At 61.9% G+C, this 16314-nt stretch carries 13 protein-coding genes and 1 tRNA gene; all 14 read right to left on the minus strand.

Translation table 11 applies throughout. From position 1 onward, the window contains the following. Positions 1-13: 13 nt before the first annotated feature. Positions 14-2119 carry a polyribonucleotide nucleotidyltransferase gene (pnp, locus tag V7M64_RS02875; protein WP_333676883.1) on the minus strand — a complete coding sequence of 702 codons (2106 nt, stop codon included), beginning with the start codon at positions 2117-2119 and terminating at the stop codon, positions 14-16. A 19-nt stretch (positions 2120-2138) separates the two neighbouring features. Further along, on the minus strand, positions 2139-2408 hold the full coding sequence (rpsO, locus tag V7M64_RS02880) for a 30S ribosomal protein S15 (protein WP_333676885.1): 270 nt from the start codon (positions 2406-2408) through the stop codon (positions 2139-2141). Positions 2409-2648: 240 nt separating this feature from the next. Further along, positions 2649-3611, minus strand: a complete 963-nt coding sequence (truB, locus tag V7M64_RS02885; protein ID WP_333676887.1) for a tRNA pseudouridine(55) synthase TruB — start codon at positions 3609-3611, stop codon at positions 2649-2651. Positions 3612-3650: 39 nt separating this feature from the next. Then, positions 3651-4022, minus strand: a complete 372-nt coding sequence (gene rbfA, locus V7M64_RS02890) for a 30S ribosome-binding factor RbfA (RefSeq protein WP_333676889.1) — start codon at positions 4020-4022, stop codon at positions 3651-3653. Positions 4023-4166: 144 nt separating this feature from the next. Continuing rightward, positions 4167-6977 carry a translation initiation factor IF-2 gene (gene infB, locus V7M64_RS02895; RefSeq protein WP_333676890.1) on the minus strand — a complete coding sequence of 937 codons (2811 nt, stop codon included), beginning with the start codon at positions 6975-6977 and terminating at the stop codon, positions 4167-4169. A 143-nt stretch (positions 6978-7120) separates the two neighbouring features. Next, positions 7121-8626, minus strand: coding sequence for a transcription termination factor NusA (nusA, locus tag V7M64_RS02900; RefSeq protein WP_333676891.1), 1506 nt, complete (start codon positions 8624-8626; stop codon positions 7121-7123). Between the two features lie 47 nt (positions 8627-8673). Further along, positions 8674-9195, minus strand: a complete 522-nt coding sequence (rimP, locus tag V7M64_RS02905) for a ribosome maturation factor RimP (RefSeq protein WP_333676893.1) — start codon at positions 9193-9195, stop codon at positions 8674-8676. A 387-nt stretch (positions 9196-9582) separates the two neighbouring features. Then, positions 9583-9659: transfer RNA gene (locus V7M64_RS02910), tRNA-Met, on the minus strand. Between the two features lie 87 nt (positions 9660-9746). Beyond that, positions 9747-11186 carry an NADH-quinone oxidoreductase subunit NuoN gene (nuoN, locus tag V7M64_RS02915; RefSeq protein ID WP_333676894.1) on the minus strand — a complete coding sequence of 480 codons (1440 nt, stop codon included), beginning with the start codon at positions 11184-11186 and terminating at the stop codon, positions 9747-9749. 12 nt (positions 11187-11198) lie between these two features. Then, positions 11199-12707: an NADH-quinone oxidoreductase subunit M gene (locus V7M64_RS02920; RefSeq protein ID WP_333676896.1), complete on the minus strand. Its 1509-nt coding sequence runs from the start codon at positions 12705-12707 to the stop codon at positions 11199-11201. Positions 12708-12720: 13 nt separating this feature from the next. Next, the gene (nuoL, locus tag V7M64_RS02925) at positions 12721-14844 is read right to left on the minus strand and encodes an NADH-quinone oxidoreductase subunit L (RefSeq protein ID WP_333676898.1); all 2124 of its coding nucleotides are present in this window, start codon (positions 14842-14844) and stop codon (positions 12721-12723) included. 5 nt (positions 14845-14849) lie between these two features. Further along, positions 14850-15155 (minus strand): NADH-quinone oxidoreductase subunit NuoK, encoded by a 306-nt coding sequence (gene nuoK / locus V7M64_RS02930; RefSeq protein ID WP_325364855.1) that lies wholly within the window; start codon positions 15153-15155, stop codon positions 14850-14852. Next, positions 15152-15808, minus strand: a complete 657-nt coding sequence (locus tag V7M64_RS02935) for an NADH-quinone oxidoreductase subunit J (protein WP_333676903.1) — start codon at positions 15806-15808, stop codon at positions 15152-15154. The genes nuoK and V7M64_RS02935 overlap by 4 nt, the downstream gene beginning before the upstream one ends. A 9-nt stretch (positions 15809-15817) precedes the next feature. Continuing rightward, complete coding sequence (gene nuoI / locus V7M64_RS02940; RefSeq protein WP_333676905.1) at positions 15818-16309, minus strand: NADH-quinone oxidoreductase subunit NuoI; 492 nt, start codon at positions 16307-16309, stop codon at positions 15818-15820. Positions 16310-16314 lie beyond the last annotated feature (5 nt).

Below are 16314 nucleotides of genomic sequence, written 5' to 3' on the forward strand. Positions count from 1 at the left end.
GTCAGAAAAACGCTCACACGTTCGCGTTTTCGTCTTCGGCAACCGCCTTCATGGACAGGCGGATACGGCCCTGCTTGTCCACTTCCAGCACCTTCACCTTGACGATGTCGCCTTCCTTGAGCTTGTCGGAAACCTTCTCGACGCGCTCGTTGGAAATCTGCGACACGTGCACCAGGCCGTCCTTGCCCGGCAGGATCGTCACGAACGCGCCGAAGTCCATCAACTTGGCAACCTTGCCTTCGTAGATGCGGCCCGGCTCGACGTCCGACACGATCTGGTCGATGCGCTTCTTGGCCTCTTCGGCCGCCAGGCGATTGACCGAGGCGATCACCACGGTGCCGTCGTCGCTGATGTCGATGGTGGTGCCGGTTTCTTCGGTGATGGCACGGATGGTGGCGCCACCCTTGCCGATCACTTCGCGGATCTTGTCCGGATGGATCTTGATGGTGAGCAGGCGCGGTGCGTATTCGCTCATTTCCGCGCGCGGCTGGCTGATCACCTTGGCCATTTCGCCCAGGATGTGCAGACGGCCACGCTTGGCCTGTTCCAGCGCGAGCTTCATGATCTCTTCGGTGATGCCTTCGATCTTGATGTCCATCTGCAGCGCGGAGACGCCGTCGGCGCTACCGGCCACCTTGAAATCCATGTCGCCGAGATGGTCTTCGTCGCCCAGGATGTCGGACAGCACGACGAAGTCGTTGTCTTCCTTCACCAGGCCCATGGCGATACCCGCCACCGGGGACTTGAGCGGTACGCCAGCATCCATCAGTGCCAGCGAGGAGCCGCACACCGAGGCCATCGACGAAGAACCGTTCGACTCGGTGATTTCAGACACCACGCGCAGCACGTACGGGAACTCTTCCATCGCCGGCTTCACGGCTTGCACGCCACGCTTGGCAAGGCGGCCGTGGCCAATCTCGCGCCGCTTCGGCGCGCCGAAGCGGCCAGCTTCACCGACCGAGAACGGCGGGAAGTTGTAGTGAAACAGGAAGGGATCCTTCGACTCGCCTTCCGGCGCGTCGATGATCTGCGCGTCACGCGCGGTGCCCAGCGTGGCCACGACCAGTGCCTGGGTTTCGCCACGGGTGAACAGCGCCGAACCATGGGTACGCGGCAGCACGCCCACGCGCACCGAGATCGGGCGGATATCGTCCAGCTTGCGGCCGTCGATGCGTATCTTGGTCTTCAGCACGCCGTCGCGCATGGTGCGGTATTCGATCTCGGCAAAGGCGTTGTTGATGTCGAGGTCGGACCAGCCGTGCGCCGCGGCGGTTTCAGCGATACCAGTCTTGATGTCGGCCTTCAGCGCGGCGATGGCATCGCGGCGCTCCAGCTTGTCGCGGATGGCGAACGCCATTTCCAGGCGATTGCCGAGGATACCCTGGATGTCGTTGAACAGCGCATCGTTGCGGGCGGGCGCTTCCCACTTGAACGGCTTGCGGCCAGCTTCGGCGACGAATGCGTTGATGGCGTTGATCACCACCTGCATCTGCTTGTGACCGTGCATCACCGCACCCAGCATCACTTCTTCGCTGAGCAGCTTGGCTTCCGATTCCACCATCAACACGGCGTTCGCGGTGCCGGCAACGACCAGGTCCAGAGCGGAGGTCTTCAGCTCGGTAACGGTGGGATTGAGCAGGTACTGGCCGTTGGCGTAGCCCACGCGCGCGGCACCGATCGGGCCCTTGAACGGAATGCCCGCCAAGGACAGCGCGGCAGAGGCGCCGATCATCGAGACTATATCGCCATCGATTTCGGGGTTCAGCGAGATCACCTGGGCAATGATCTGCACTTCGTTCTTGAACTCTTCCGGGAAGAGCGGGCGGACCGGACGGTCGATCAGACGCGAGGTGAGCGTCTCCTTCTCCGTCGGACGGCCTTCACGCTTGAAGAAACCACCGGGGATGCGGCCGGCGGAATAGAACTTCTCGACGTAGTCGACGGTGAGCGGGAAGAAGTCCTGCCCGTCTTTCGCCTTGGCCGCGGCGACCACGGTGACCAGCACCACGGTACCGCCCATGCTGACCATGACGGCGCCCGAAGCCTGGCGGGCGATTTCGCCCGTCTCCAGTGTGACTTCGTGATTACCGTACTGGAATGACTTGGTTACTTTCGCCACTTTGGGTGTCCTCGTCCGATCAGCGACGCAGGCCAAGGCGCTCAATGAGGCTCTGGTAGCGAGCCAAATCGCGGTCCTTGAGATAGCCGAGCAAGCGTTTACGCTGGTTAACCAGCTTCAGCAGACCACGACGTGAGTGATGATCCTGCTTATGCGTCTTGAAATGATCGGTGAGGTGTTCGATGCGGGCGGAAAGCAGGGCAACCTGCACTTCCGTGGAGCCGGTGTCATTCGGCGCGTGGCCGAAGTCAGCAATGATCTTGCTGGACTGTTCTACGGTGAGGGACATGTGTGTCTTCCTTAAAAAAACAGGTGCGGAACTTGCGCAACGTCACCGCTTGATGACGTTGCGCAAGCTCCGGCAGGTTGAGAGAAAAGTCTGAATCAAGCGGGTTATTGTACCGAGGGGCGGTGGATTGCAACAAGACCATAATAATTTGGGCGTTTTGCGTTCGCCTCCTCTCCCCTTTGGGGAGAGAATTGAGGTGAGGGGCTGCACTTGCGACAGTGCCTGGGAAGATTTGCCCCCTCACCCCACCCCTCTCCCCGAAGGGGAGAGGGCGCATTGAGTGGGTAGATTGAAACCACGGAGGATACGGATACGGCCCTGCTCGTCGCAGTCGACCAGTGCCAGCAGGCATCCATCGTCAGCGAAAGCCGCCGAATACGCGCGTGGGTGGCCGGCTGGCCATTCGATCTGGCGCCCTTGTGAGACGGCTTGGCCGGCAGCGGCATCCAGGTGCAACGCCGGCAGGTCGGCAACGCCTGCCGACAGCGGAAGCACCAGCCGGTCTGCGGCGTCGCTGCCCTGTTCGGCCGCTGCTCGCAGCTCATCCATGGTCACCATGACCGGGGCGCGGAAAGGCTCCACCCACAATCGGCGCAGCGCGCTGAGGTGCGCGCCGCAGCCAAGCCTTGCGCCAAGATCCACGGCCAGGCTGCGCACGTAGGTGCCGGAACCGCACTCCACGTACAGCGACAGGGTATTTTCCCTGCGAGAAACCAGTTCCAGGTGATGGATATCCACCTCCCGCGGCGGCGCCTCCACGGCTTCGCCGCGACGCGCCTTGAGGTAAAGCGGCTCACCGCCTTGCTTCAGCGCCGAGTACACCGGTGGCACCTGAATGATCCGGCCACGCAACGTCGCCAATGCGGCTTCGAGAGTGGCGTCGTCCAAGGTTGGCACCGGCCGTTGCTCGAGCACATCGCCCTCAAGGTCGGCCGTCGTGGTCGTGATACCCAGGCGGCATTCGGCCAAGTACGCCTTGCGCGAGCCAAGCAGGTTGCCGGCAATCTTGGTGGCCTCGCCGAAACATAGCGGCAGCAAGCCTGTCGCGAGCGGATCGAGTGCCCCGGTATGGCCACCCTTTGCCGCGCGCAGAATGGCGATCGCCATCTGCAGCGCCTTGTTGGAACTCATGCCTAGCGGCTTGTCGAGCAACAGGATGCCGTGCAGGTCACGGGCATCGGGGCGATGGCGGCGACGGCTCATGGTGTGCAGTAGTCGGCCCCTCCTATGCGGAGAGAGGCGTCAGTCTTCGCTGTGATCCGCTTCTTGCGGAGGACTCTGTCGCAGCAGTTGCTCGATCCGCTCGCCTTTGTCGACTGAATCGTCGTACTTGAAACGCAGTTCCGGTACGCGACGAAGGCGCATGGTGCGCGACAGGGAGCGACGAAATTCCATGGCCAGTTCGTTGAGCGCCTTCACCGCTTCCTTGGACTGCTGCGGCAGCAGTGCGGTAACCCACACGGTGGCCCAGTCCAGATCGCGCGTGACCTCCACGTCCGACACGCTGCACGACGGCAGGCCGTGATCGCGCACGGCGGCGTGCACCAGGGTACCCAACTCGCGGCGGAGTTCGGCGCCTACACGGTCGGTGCGTTTGAAATCGCGGGATGGCATGGATGAATAATCGCCGATACGGAAAATGCGTAGGCTGGGATGATAATCCCAGCACAGGGAAATCACCGGACGGCTGGGATTGATATCCCAGCCTATGCGGCCCTGCTGCCCTCGCCTCGAAAAGAGAGGGCATGGTGGTGCGAATTACAGCGTGCGGGCGACTTCGATACGTTCGAAGCACTCGATCTGGTCACCCACCTTCACGTCGTTGTACTGCTTCACGGCGATGCCGCATTCCATGCCGCCCCGCACTTCGTCCACAAGTTCCTTGAAGCGGCGCAGCGATTCCAGTTCGCCCTGGAAGATCACGGTGTTATTGCGCAGCACGCGAATCGGCTTGCTGCGCTTGACGATACCTTCCGTCACCATGCAGCCGGCCACGGCGCCGAATTTGGAACTGCGGAATACATCGCGCACCTGAGCAATGCCGATGATTTCCTCGCGCACTTCCACGCCCAGCAAACCGGAAGCGGCCTGCTTCACCTGATCGATCACGTCATAGATGATCGAGAAGTAGCGGACGTCCAGGCCGGCGGTGTCGATCACCTTACGAGCCGACGCGTCGGCTCGCACGTTGAAGCCGATGATCAGCGCCTTCGATGCGGCCGCCAGCGTGGCGTCGGATTCGGTGATGCCACCGACGCCGGCCGCAATCACGTTCACCTTCACGTTCTCGTTGCCGATCTGGCTGAGCGAATCGCGCAAAGCCTGCACGGAACCCTGTACGTCGGCCTTGACCAGGATGTTGAGCGTCTGCTGCTCGGTGGCCTGGCCCATCTGCGCCATGATGTCTTCCAGGCGATTGGCCTTGCTGACCATGCGCGTCTCGCGCCGTTTCAACTGACGCTCTGCCGCCACTTCGCGCGCCAGGCGTTCGTCGGCCACGGCCACGAAATCGTCGCCCGCTTCCGGCACGCCGGACAAGCCGAGCACCTGTACCGGAATCGAAGGGCCGGCTTCCTGCACGGTCTTGCCGGTCTCGTCGATCAGCGCGCGCATGCGGCCGTATTCGATGCCGCAGACCACGAAGTCGCCGCGCTTGAGCGTACCCTGCTGCACCAGCACGGTCGCCACCGGACCACGGCCGCGATCAAGGCTCGATTCGATCACCACGCCTGAAGCGGGGCCGTCTTCGACCGCCGTCAGCTCCATGATTTCAGCCTGCACCGAAATGGCGTCAAGCAAGGTGTCCACGCCCATGCCGGTCTTGGCCGATACCGGGATGAACGGCGTGTCGCCGCCCCACTCTTCCGGAATCACCTCGAGATTGCCGAGACCTTGCTTGACGTGGTCCGGATTGGCGTCGGACTTGTCCATTTTGTTGATCGCGACGATCAGCGGCACCTTGGCCGCGCGCGCATGCTGCACGGCTTCCTGCGTCTGCGGCATGACGCCGTCGTCAGCGGCTACCACCAGCACCACGATGTCGGTGGACTGCGCGCCGCGTGCGCGCATCGCCGTGAACGCGGCGTGGCCGGGCGTATCCAGGAAGGTGATCACGCCCTTCGGCGTCGTCACGTGGTACGCGCCGATGTGCTGGGTGATGCCACCCGCTTCGCCAGCCGCCACCTTGGTGCGGCGGATGTAGTCGAGCAGCGAGGTCTTGCCGTGATCGACGTGACCCATGATGGTGACTACCGGCGGGCGCGGTGTGCGCTCGCCTTCCAGCTCGGCACTTTGCGTGTGCGCAGCCAGCGCGGCTTCGGCGCCCTGCTCGCTGGCCTCCACGGCTTTGTGGCCCAGTTCTTCCACCACTAGCATGGCGGTATCGCGGTCGATGGTCTGGTTGATGGTAGCCATCACGCCCATCTTGAACAGCGCCTTGACCACTTCGGAACCCTTGACCGCCATCTTCTGCGCAAGCTCGGCGACTACGTTGGCGTCGCTCACCACGACCTCGCGCACGACCGGCGCCGTGGGCCTGGAGAAGCCGTGCGGACCGGCGGACGGCGCGCCGCCACGCGGTGCTTCACGCACCGCAGACCTGCTCGCTTTGCCACGCTTGGAGCGGCGCGCGCGGTCGGCATCGGACAGATGCAGTTCACCGGCGGCGAAGCGCTTGCCACCGGCCACGTCTTCACGATCGCGAAAGCCGCCGCCATGTTTGGTCTTGCCGCGATCGGCGCCGCTACTCGGCGCAGGGGTCGGCGCGGGAGCGGGAGCGGGGGCCGGGGCCGGCGCAGGCACCGCCGCCACGGGCTTCTTCTCACGTTTACGTGGTTCATGGATGCGCGGCAGGATCATGCCCAGCGAGTTGGGATCGATACGCTGCACGGCCGGGGATTCGGCCACTTTTTCTTCCTCGGGTTTAACCACCGGCTCGGGAACGCGTACCGGCTCTTGTTGTGCTTCGACAGGCTGGGCTTGCTGCTGCGTTTGCTGTGCAGCGGCCTGCGCTTCGGCGGCGGCCTGCGCAGCCGCTTCTTCCTGACGTGCGCGTTCGGCTGCTTCGGCGTCACGGCGCGCAGCTTCTTCTTCAGCATGCTGACGCGCTTCTTCCTGGCGCCGATGTTCAGCTTCGACGCGCTCGTGTTCTTCGTGCTCGCGCTGCTGCTGCGATTCCTGTAGTCGACGCAGCGCTTCTTCGCGCTCGGTATCCGTGCTTGCTTCCTCGGCAATCACGCTGCGCTTGACGTAGGTGCGCTTGGCGCGCACTTCCACGTTCACCGTCTTGGCGCTGGAGGTGCCGCGGCCGCCCGGCGTGGAAACCTTCAGTTCGCTGATCTTGCGGCGCTTGAGCGTGATCTGTCGCGGCGAGGAATCCTCGGCTTCGACGGTGGCATCTGCCTTGCCGTGCGTACGGCGCAGAAAACCCAGCAGCTTCACCTTCTCGGTGCTGCTGATGACCTGCTCCGGGTTCGAGAATTTCATACCGGCTTCACCGAGCTGCGTCAGCAGCCGGTCGACGGGCATGCCCAGAACCTGAGCGAGTTGTTTGATTGTGACGTCCGACATCGTGATTCTTTCTCCGCCGTTCCCGCGCTTATCGTCCGTACAAAACCTGTCTATGAGGCATGTTCTTGCACGGCCACCTCCGTCCTTGGTGGAGACCAAAATCGGTCTCCCGGCGCGCCCATCCGGGACGCTGCCGCCCGCGGTTAGCCGCCCTTCTCCAGCCGCGCAATCATCGGCGCACGTGCCGCCATGATGAGTGCCGCAGCACGATCCTCGTCCATGCCGTCGATGTCGATCATGTCGTCGACCGCGAGATCGGCCAGATCGTCCATCGTGACGACACCGCGCTCAGCCAGCGCGTAAGCCGTCGCTTCGTCCATGCCGTCCATGTTCAGCAGTTCCTCGGAAGGCTGGTGCTCGTCGAGATTTTCCTCGACGGCCAGCGCTTCGGTCAGCAGCGAGTCGCGGGCGCGGGCGCGCAGCTCTTCGACGATGTCCTCGTCGAAGCCTTCGATGGCCAGCAGTTCTGCGCTCGGCACGTAGGCAATTTCCTCGACGCTGGAGAAGCCTTCCTGCACCAGGATGTTGGCGATTTCCTGGTCCACTTCCAGCTTGTCCATGAACAGCTGACGAGCGGACTCCTGCTCGGCCTCGCTCTTGGCGGCGACCTGGTCCTGGGTCATCACGTTGAGCTGCCAACCGGTGAGCTTGCTGGCCAGGCGCACGTTCTGGCCGCCGCGGCCGATAGCCTGGGACAGCTTGTCCTCGGCCACTGCGATGTCCATCGAGTGCTTGTCTTCATCCATGATGATGGACTGCACTTCGGCCGGCGCCATCGCGTTGATCACGTATTGGGCCTGATTTTCGTGCCACAGGATAATGTCCACGCGCTCGCCGTTGAGCTCGTTCGATACCGCCTGCACGCGCGAACCGCGCATACCGATGCAGGCACCGATAGGATCGGTGCGGCTATCGTGCGCCACCACGGCGATCTTGGCGCGGTCGCCCGGATCGCGAGCGCAGCCCTTGATCTCGACCAGGCCCTGGCCTACTTCCGGCACTTCGAGCTTGAACAGCTCGATCATGAATTCCGGTGCGGCGCGCGACACGAACAGTTGCGGGCCGCGCGCTTCGGATTTCACTTCGAATAGATAACCACGCACGCGGTCACCGACGCGGTGCGATTCACGCGGGATGGTCTTGTCACGCGGAATGAAGGCTTCGGCATTGCCGCCGAGATCGAGGTAGACGTTGCCACGTTCGACGCGCTTGACAATGCCGGTAACCAACTCACCCACGCGATCCTTGAACGCATCGACGACTTGCTGGCGCTCGGCTTCGCGCACACGCTGCACGATCACCTGCTTGGCGGCCTGCGCAGCAATACGGCCGAATTCGGCGTTTTCAATCTGCTGCTCGACGAATTCGCCGATCTGCGCACCGGGACGCTCGTCCTCGGCATCCATCAGGCGCAGTTGGCGGAACGGAGATTCCATTTCGCCGTCGTCAGCGATGACTTCCCAGCGACGGAAGGTTTCGTAGTCGCCCGAGTTGCGATCGATACTGACGCGGATATCCGGGTCTTCATCCGGATAACGTTTTTTTGCAGCGGACGCCAACGCAGCTTCCATCGCCTGGAAGATCACATCGCGCGACACACCTTTTTCGTTGGCAACCGCATCTACGACCAGCAAAAGCTCTTTGCTCATTGCAACCACTCCGTGAACGCTGTCCAGCGTTCCATCACAGATTGACCTTAAGTTCTACCCTTTTTCCCGCCCAGCTTGCGACCGCCGGGTTTGGGCTGCGGCACGTAACCAAGCGCGGCCCAATCCGGCACGATGCGCGCGCTTTCCACCGCATCGTGCTCGAACTGAAATACTTTGCCTTCCGTTTCCAGACTGATCTGCTCGCCTTCCACCGAAACGATCTTGCCGCGCAGACGGCGGCGTCCTTCCAATGGCGCCTTCAGCAGAACCTTCACTTCCTGCCCGGTCACTTTGGCGAACTGTGCGGCAGTGAACAGCGGGCGATCGATACCTGGCGAGGACACTTCCAGCACGTAATGACCAGGAATGGGGTCTTCCACGTCGAGCAGCGCCGAGAGTTCGCGGCTTGCCGCCTCGCAATCGTCGAGGGTGACCTCGCGCCCTTCGGTATCGATATAGACGCGCAGCGTGCTCTGACCCAGTGAAGGGCTGAATTCCACGCCGATGCATTCCAGCTGGAGATCCGCCAAAACGTCAGTGAAGCGTTGTGCTAGCGCCTGTGTGTCCACTCTCTCTCGATACCGTTGCCGGAAACAAAAAATGGGCTCTGACGGCCCATTCCCTTACCTTGCCGATGTCCCGCTCTACCAGAGCCTTTCCGTGCGTCCCAAGCCGGTGATTATCACCCGGCACGACGCATACGCATCCTTGCGCCCAACAAAAAAGCCTCGCAAGGAGGCTTTCTTGTCCAAGAAAGATCTGGTCGCCTGCCGATTCACGCCTGTATGACGCGCTTCTGACCGCTACAGAGTTCGGAAAGTATACGTAACAGGACGGTGCAACGCAATGATTTATCGCCCTTCCCGCCATGCAAACAACCCATCGCTGTCATCAGGCGCGGATTTCCCATAGGCATAAAAAAAGCCAGCGACGATCGCTGGCTTTTTTTATGAACATGGTAGCGGGGGTAGGATTCGAACCTACGACCTTCGGGTTATGAGCCCGACGAGCTGCCAGACTGCTCCACCCCGCATCAGAGTCCGAGAATGTTAGCGACTTGGCCGAATTCTTGCAAGACCATGATCGCTATTTTTTTCTCTTTCGCGGAAGAAATTTTTTCTCAACCCACGAATGCCTGCTTGCACCAGCTCAGCAACGGCCCCCAGTACAAGCCAAGTCCGAGCAGCACCAACGCATTCAGCGACAACACCAGACGCAGCGTGAAATCGGGCTGGATGCGCACTTCGGTGCCGGCATCCGGCTTGTCGAAGTACATTACCTTCACCACGCGCAGGTAGTAGTACAGGCCGATGATGGCGAACACAGCACCCACGATCGCCAGCCACAACATGCCGGCGTGTATCGCAGCCTGCAGTACCAGCAGCTTGGCGAAGAAACCGAACAGCGGCGGCACGCCGGCCAGGGAGAACAGCGCTAGCATCATCAGGAACGCCATCCACGGCGCACGCTGGTTGAGACCCTTGAAGTCATCAATGTTGTCGCATTCAAAACCGGTGCGGCTCAGCGCAAGGATCACGCCGAAGGCTGCGGTGGACATCAGCGCATAGCTCACTGCGTAGAACATCGCGGCCGAATAACCTTCCGGGCCTGCATTGACCAAGCCAAGCAGCAGGTAACCCATGTGCGAGATGGTCGAATAGGCGAGCAGGCGCTTGAGGTTGCTCTGCACGATGGCCACGATGTTGCCGATAGCCAGCGACAGTACCGCCAGCGCGGCCAGCATGATCTGCCAGTGCTGCGAGAAATCACCCATGCCGGTAGCCAGCAGGCGGAACGCCATGCCGAACGCGGCGAGCTTGGAAGCCGAACCGATGAAGGCGGTCACTGACGTAGGCGAGCCTTCGTAGACATCCGGAATCCACATGTGGAACGGCGCCACACCCAGCTTGAACGCCACGCCGATCACCAGGAACACCAGGCCAAAAATCAGGAGATGCGGCATCGCACTGTGGGGAATGGCTTCATGCAGTTGCGCCAGGCCCAACGTGCCGGTGGCGCCATAGATCATCGACATGCCATACAGCAGCAGGCCCGACGACAACGCACCCAGCACGAAATACTTGATGGCGGCTTCGGACGACAAGCTGGAATCGCGGTTCAGCGCCACCAGTGCGTAGGACGACAGCGTCAGCAATTCCAGGCCCAGGTAGACCATCACCAGGCTGCCGGCCGACACCAGCAACATCACGCCAATCACCGCGAACAGCATGAGCGTATAGAACTCGCCCACGAACAGCTTGCGGTCGACCATGTACGGACGGCCGTAGATGAAGACCAGGATGGTGGACAGGATCGCGAACAGCTTGAGGATCGTGCTCAGCCCGTCACGGATGAACATGCCACCGAACGCAGTGACCGCGCCTTCGGGCTGATAGCGCAGCACCAGGTAGCCGGTGACCACCAGCACGCCGATGGAGAGCCAGTGCAGGTACACGCGCTCGGCCGGCTTCATGAAAGCGTCGGCCAGCAGGAGAACGCACGCCGCGGCAACCAGAAAGAATTCCGGCAGCATGATGAGAATGTCGTTGATAGTCGGCATGGTCGTTCTCGATCAAACTTTGTGAATGGCCAGCACTTGCACGAGCTGGTTCACCGAGGTGTTCATCAGGTGGGTCAGCGGTTCCGGCCACACGCCAATGATCAGTGTCAATGCAGCGAACGCACCCAGCACCAGCCACTCGCGGCCGTTGATGTCCTTCATCTCGGCCACGTGCGGATTGGTCACCTCGCCCCACAGCACGCGCTTGACCAGCCACAGCGTGTACGCCGCGCCGATGATCAGGGTGAAGGCGGCGAACAGCGCGATCCACGGATTGGCGCTGAAGCTGGCCAGGATCACCATGAACTCGCCCACGAATCCGCTGGTACCCGGCAGGCCGCAGTTGGCCATCGCGAACAGCACGTAGAAGAAACCGAACCACGGCATCACATTGATCACGCCGCCGTAGTCCTTGATCAGGCGGGTATGCAGGCGGTCATACAACACGCCGATGCACGAGAACATCGCGCCCGAGACGAAGCCGTGCGAAATCATCTGCACCATGGCGCCCTGCATGCCCAGGCGCGCGGCATCGGTATTGCCCTGGTCGCGCACTAGCATGAAGGCGATGAAAATACCGAGGGTAACGAAGCCCATGTGCGCCACGGACGAATACGCCACCAGCTTCTTCATGTCCTCCTGCACCAGCGCCACGTAGCCGATGTAGACCACGGCGATCAGGCTGAGCAGGATCACGACCCATGCGAATTGATGCGAGGCATCCGGCACGATCGGCAGGCTGAAACGCAGGAAGCCGTATCCGCCGATCTTCAGCATCACCGCCGCCAGCACCACCGAACCGCCGGTCGGCGCTTCCACGTGCGCATCCGGCAACCAGGTGTGCACCGGCACCATCGGCACCTTCACCGCGAAGGCAATCAGGAAGGCAAAGAACAGCCAGCTCTGCTCGGTCAGCGACAGCGGCAGCGCCTGCAGCGCGTGCAGATCCCACGTGCCTGCCTTCAGGTACAGGTAGATCAGGCCGATCAGCATGAAGATCGAGCCGAAGAACGTGTAGATGAAGAACTTCAGGGTGGCGTAGACGCGACGCGGGCCGCCCCAGATGCCGATGAGGATGAACATCGGGATCAGCATCGCCTCGAAGAAGGCATAGAACAGCAAGGCGTCGGTGGCACAGAACACACCGATCATCAGGCCTTCGAGCACCAGCATGGCGGCCATGTACTGGTGCGGCTTGTCCTGGATCACTTCCCAGGCGCCGATGATCACCAGGATGCCCACGAAGGTGGTCAGCAGGATCAGCGCGACGGAAATGCCGTCGACGCCGAGACCATAGTGGACGTTGAGCGATTCGATCCACACATGGCTTTCGACCAGCTGCATGCCGGAGACGTCAGCGTTGTACTGCGGGATGAGGAACAGGCTGATGGCGAAGGTGAGGATGGCCATCAACAGGGCGATCCAGCGCGCCGCGTTGGGACGGCCGGAACCGGCCAGCAACACGGGCACCGCGCCAACGATGGGCAGCCAGATCAGCAGGCTGAGCAAGTGATTGAACATGGAGCGCTTCCCTTTAGTGCTGCCCGACCAGCCAATACCCGCCCAAAAGCAGGATCAGGCCAAGGATCATCGCAAACGCATAGTGATACAGATAACCGGACTGCACGCGGCGCACGCCTGCGGCAATGCGCTGGATCAGGCTGGCCGAACCGTCGATCAGCACGCCGTCGATCACGGCCGCATCGCCACCTTTCCAGAACATGCGGCCCAGCTTCACGCCACCACGCGCGAAGATCGCGAAGTAGATGTCATCGACCCAGTATTTGCGGTCAAGGACGACCCAGAACGGCTTGAGCGCGGATTTGATCTTGCCGGCCAGCGACGGATTGAAGAGGTAGATGTAGGTCGTGATGACAAAGGCCGCCAGCACCAGGAAGAACGGCACCTGAGTAAGGCCATGCAGGCCGGCCGAGGCCCAGCCATCGAACTCCTTTGCCATCTCGCCCAGCACGTCGTTGGATTCGTTGACGTGGATGGCGCCACCGAACCAGCCGCCGTAGAGCATCGGCTTGACGGTAAACCAGCCCACCACCAGCGACGGAATCGCCAGGAGGATCAGCGGCAGCGTGACCACCCACGGCGACTCCTTCGGCGCATGTTCCAGCACACCCGGCTCATGGCCACCGTGACCGCCATGCTTGGCCGGATCGTCCGTCATCGCATGCGCGTGCGGAGCATGGACGTCGGCATGCAGCGGATGCTCGTGCGCATGCGTGTCCTTGCCTTGATCATGCCCATGCGCATCGTGATGGTGATGCTCGACGCGGAAGCGCTCCTTGCCGTGGAAGGTCAGGTACATCTGGCGGAATGTATAGGTCGCCGTGACGAACGCACCGAGCAACACGCAGAAGTAGGCGTAGCCCGAACCCCAGCGATGCGAATGCTGCACGGCCTCGATGATCGCGTCCTTCGAGTAGAAACCCGAGAAGAACGGCACGCCGCACAGCGCGAGCGCACCGATCCACATCGTGATCCAGGTGATCGGCATGTACTTGCGCAGGCCGCCCATGTAGCGCATGTCCTGCTCGTGATGCATGGCAATGATCACCGAGCCTGCGCCCAGGAACAGCAGCGCCTTGAAGAACGCATGGGTCATCAGGTGATACACCGCGCCGGCATAGGCGGACACGCCCAGCGCGACCGTCATATAGCCCAGCTGCGACAGCGTGGAGTACGCCACCACGCGCTTGATGTCGTTCTGCACGATACCGATCAGGCCGGTGAACAGCGCACCGGTGGCGCCGATCACCAACACCACGCTCAGCGCGGTTTCCGACAGCTCATACAGCGGCGACATGCGCGCCACCATGAAGATGCCGGCCGTCACCATCGTCGCGGCGTGGATCAGTGCGGAGATCGGGGTGGGGCCCTCCATCGAGTCAGGCAGCCACACGTGCAGCGGCACCTGCGCGGACTTACCCATCGCGCCGATGAACAGCAGGATGCAGATCACCGTGGCCGCATCCCAGTGGATGTTCTGGGTGAGCGTCAGCGTCTTGCCCACCAAGGTCGGCGCCGTGGCAAATGCGGTGGCGTAATCCAGCGTGCCCAGGAAGAACAGCACGGCCGAGATACCCAGCAGGAAACCGAAGTCGCCCACGCGATTGACGAGGAATGCCTTGAGATTGGCGAAGATCGCCGTCGGGCGCTTGTACCAGAAGCCGATCAGCAGGTACGACACCAGGCCCACCGCCTCCCAGCCGAAGAACAGCTGCAGGAAGTTGTTGCTCATCACGAGCATCAACATCGAGAAGGTGAACAGCGAGATGTAGCTGAAGAAGCGCTGGTAGCCCGGATCGTCCGCCATGTAGCCGATGGTGTACACATGCACGAGCAGCGACACGAAGGTCACCACCACCATCATCATCGCGGTGAGATGATCGATGAGGAATCCGACCGTGGCGGTGTATTTGCCGATCTCGAACCAGGTGTAGATGTTGTGGTTGTAGACCGGAGCACCGGCGAAGACGATCTGGTACAGCACGTAGAACGACAGGCCGCAGGAGATCAGCAGGCCGAGGATGGTGACGCTGTGCGCACCGGCGCGGCCGATCTGCTTGCCAAGGAAGCCCGCAAACAAGCAGCCGACGAGCGGCGCCAGCGCAATGGTCAACAGGATGGAGGAGGAAAGTTCCATATTGCTTAGCCCTTCATGCTGTCGATTTCGGCAACGTTGACCGTGCTGCGATTACGGAACAGCAGGACCAGGATCGCCAGGCCGATCGCGGATTCCGCCGCGGCCACGGTGAGGATGAAGAACACGAAGACCTGCCCCGCCACGTCGTGGCCGAAACGGGAGAACGCCACGAAGTTGATGTTCACCGCGAGCAGCATCAGCTCGATCGCCATCAGCAGCACGATCACGTTCTTGCGGTTGATGAACAGGCCGGCCACCGAAATGCAGAACAGGATCGCGCCCAGCACGATGTAATGCGAAAGCGTAATCATGGCTTGGGCTCCTGGGCCGGCGCGGCGGGTTGGGTTTCAACCGGGCGCTCCGCCGCCATCTTGACGATGCGCACGCGATCGGTCGCCTTGACGGCCACCTGCTCGCTCGGATGCTGCTTGCGCGCACCGGTGCGGTGACGCAGCGTCAGCGCCACGGCGGCGATCACGCCGACGGTAAGGATCAGCGCAGCGATCTCGAACGGCAGCAGGTATTGCGTGTAGAGCGCCATGCCCAGCCATGCGGTGTTGGACAAACCTGCGGCGGTGGCCGGGTTCTCGCCCATGGTCTGCACGTGCATCACGCGCACGCCGATCAGTCCGAGCATTTCCACCAGCATCACCACCGCGACGACCAGGCCGACCGGCAGGAACTTCACGAAGCCCTCGCGCAGCTTTTCCTGGTCAATGTCGAGCATCATCACCACGAACAGGAACAGCACCATCACGGCGCCGACATAGACCACGATCAAGGCGATGGCGAGGAATTCCGCCTCGGCCAACATCCAGATGCAGGCCGTGCTGAAGAAGGTGAGCACCAATGCCAGCACGGCGTGCACCGAGTTGCGCAGCGTGATCACCGACAGCGCCGCGATCACGGTGACCGCGGCGAAGGCATAGAAACAGACGAGTTGGAATAAGGACGTGTCGATCATGGGATGTCCTTAGCGGTAAGCCGCGTCTTGGGCGCGGGCCGCCGCGATGTCCGCTTCGAAGCGGTCGCCGATGGCCAGCAGCTGAGGCTTGGTCACCACGTTTTCACCGCGATGTTCGAAGTGGTATTCGTGGATGTGCGTTTCGACGATCGAGTCCACCGGGCAGCTTTCTTCGCAGAAGCCGCAGTAGATGCACTTGAACAAGTCGATGTCATAGCGCGTGGTACGGCGCTGGCCATCGCTCTCGCGCGGCGCGGAATCGATGGTGATCGCCAAGGCCGGGCACACTGCCTCGCACAGCTTGCAGGCGATGCAGCGTTCTTCGCCGTTGGCGTAACGGCGCAGCGCATGCAGGCCGCGGAAGCGGTTGGACTTGGGGATGTGCTCCATCGGGTAGCGCATCGTGTACTTCGGCAGGAACATGTACCGAAGCGTGAGCGCCATGCCTTTGAGCAGCTCGATGAGCAGCAGGCTCTTGAAATAATTGGTAACGCGGGACATGGTTT

Origin of the sequence: Dyella sp., from assembly GCF_036746095.1 — a bacterium.
Taxonomy (GTDB): domain Bacteria; phylum Pseudomonadota; class Gammaproteobacteria; order Xanthomonadales; family Rhodanobacteraceae; genus Dyella_B.

Coding starts and splice junctions, on each gene's coding strand:
- rpsO (WP_333676885.1), bottom strand. CDS start 2,408: ATGTCCCTCACCGTAGAACAGTCCAGCAAGATCATTGCTGACTTCGGC.
- truB (WP_333676887.1), bottom strand. CDS start 3,611: ATGAGCCGTCGCCGCCATCGCCCCGATGCCCGTGACCTGCACGGCATC.
- rbfA (WP_333676889.1), bottom strand. CDS start 4,022: ATGCCATCCCGCGATTTCAAACGCACCGACCGTGTAGGCGCCGAACTC.
- infB (WP_333676890.1), bottom strand. CDS start 6,977: ATGTCGGACGTCACAATCAAACAACTCGCTCAGGTTCTGGGCATGCCC.
- nusA (WP_333676891.1), bottom strand. CDS start 8,626: ATGAGCAAAGAGCTTTTGCTGGTCGTAGATGCGGTTGCCAACGAAAAA.
- nuoN (WP_333676894.1), bottom strand. CDS start 11,186: ATGCCGACTATCAACGACATTCTCATCATGCTGCCGGAATTCTTTCTG.
- V7M64_RS02920 (WP_333676896.1), bottom strand. CDS start 12,707: ATGTTCAATCACTTGCTCAGCCTGCTGATCTGGCTGCCCATCGTTGGC.
- nuoL (WP_333676898.1), bottom strand. CDS start 14,844: ATGGAACTTTCCTCCTCCATCCTGTTGACCATTGCGCTGGCGCCGCTC.
- nuoK (WP_325364855.1), bottom strand. CDS start 15,155: ATGATTACGCTTTCGCATTACATCGTGCTGGGCGCGATCCTGTTCTGC.
- V7M64_RS02935 (WP_333676903.1), bottom strand. CDS start 15,808: ATGATCGACACGTCCTTATTCCAACTCGTCTGTTTCTATGCCTTCGCC.
- nuoI (WP_333676905.1), bottom strand. CDS start 16,309: ATGTCCCGCGTTACCAATTATTTCAAGAGCCTGCTGCTCATCGAGCTG.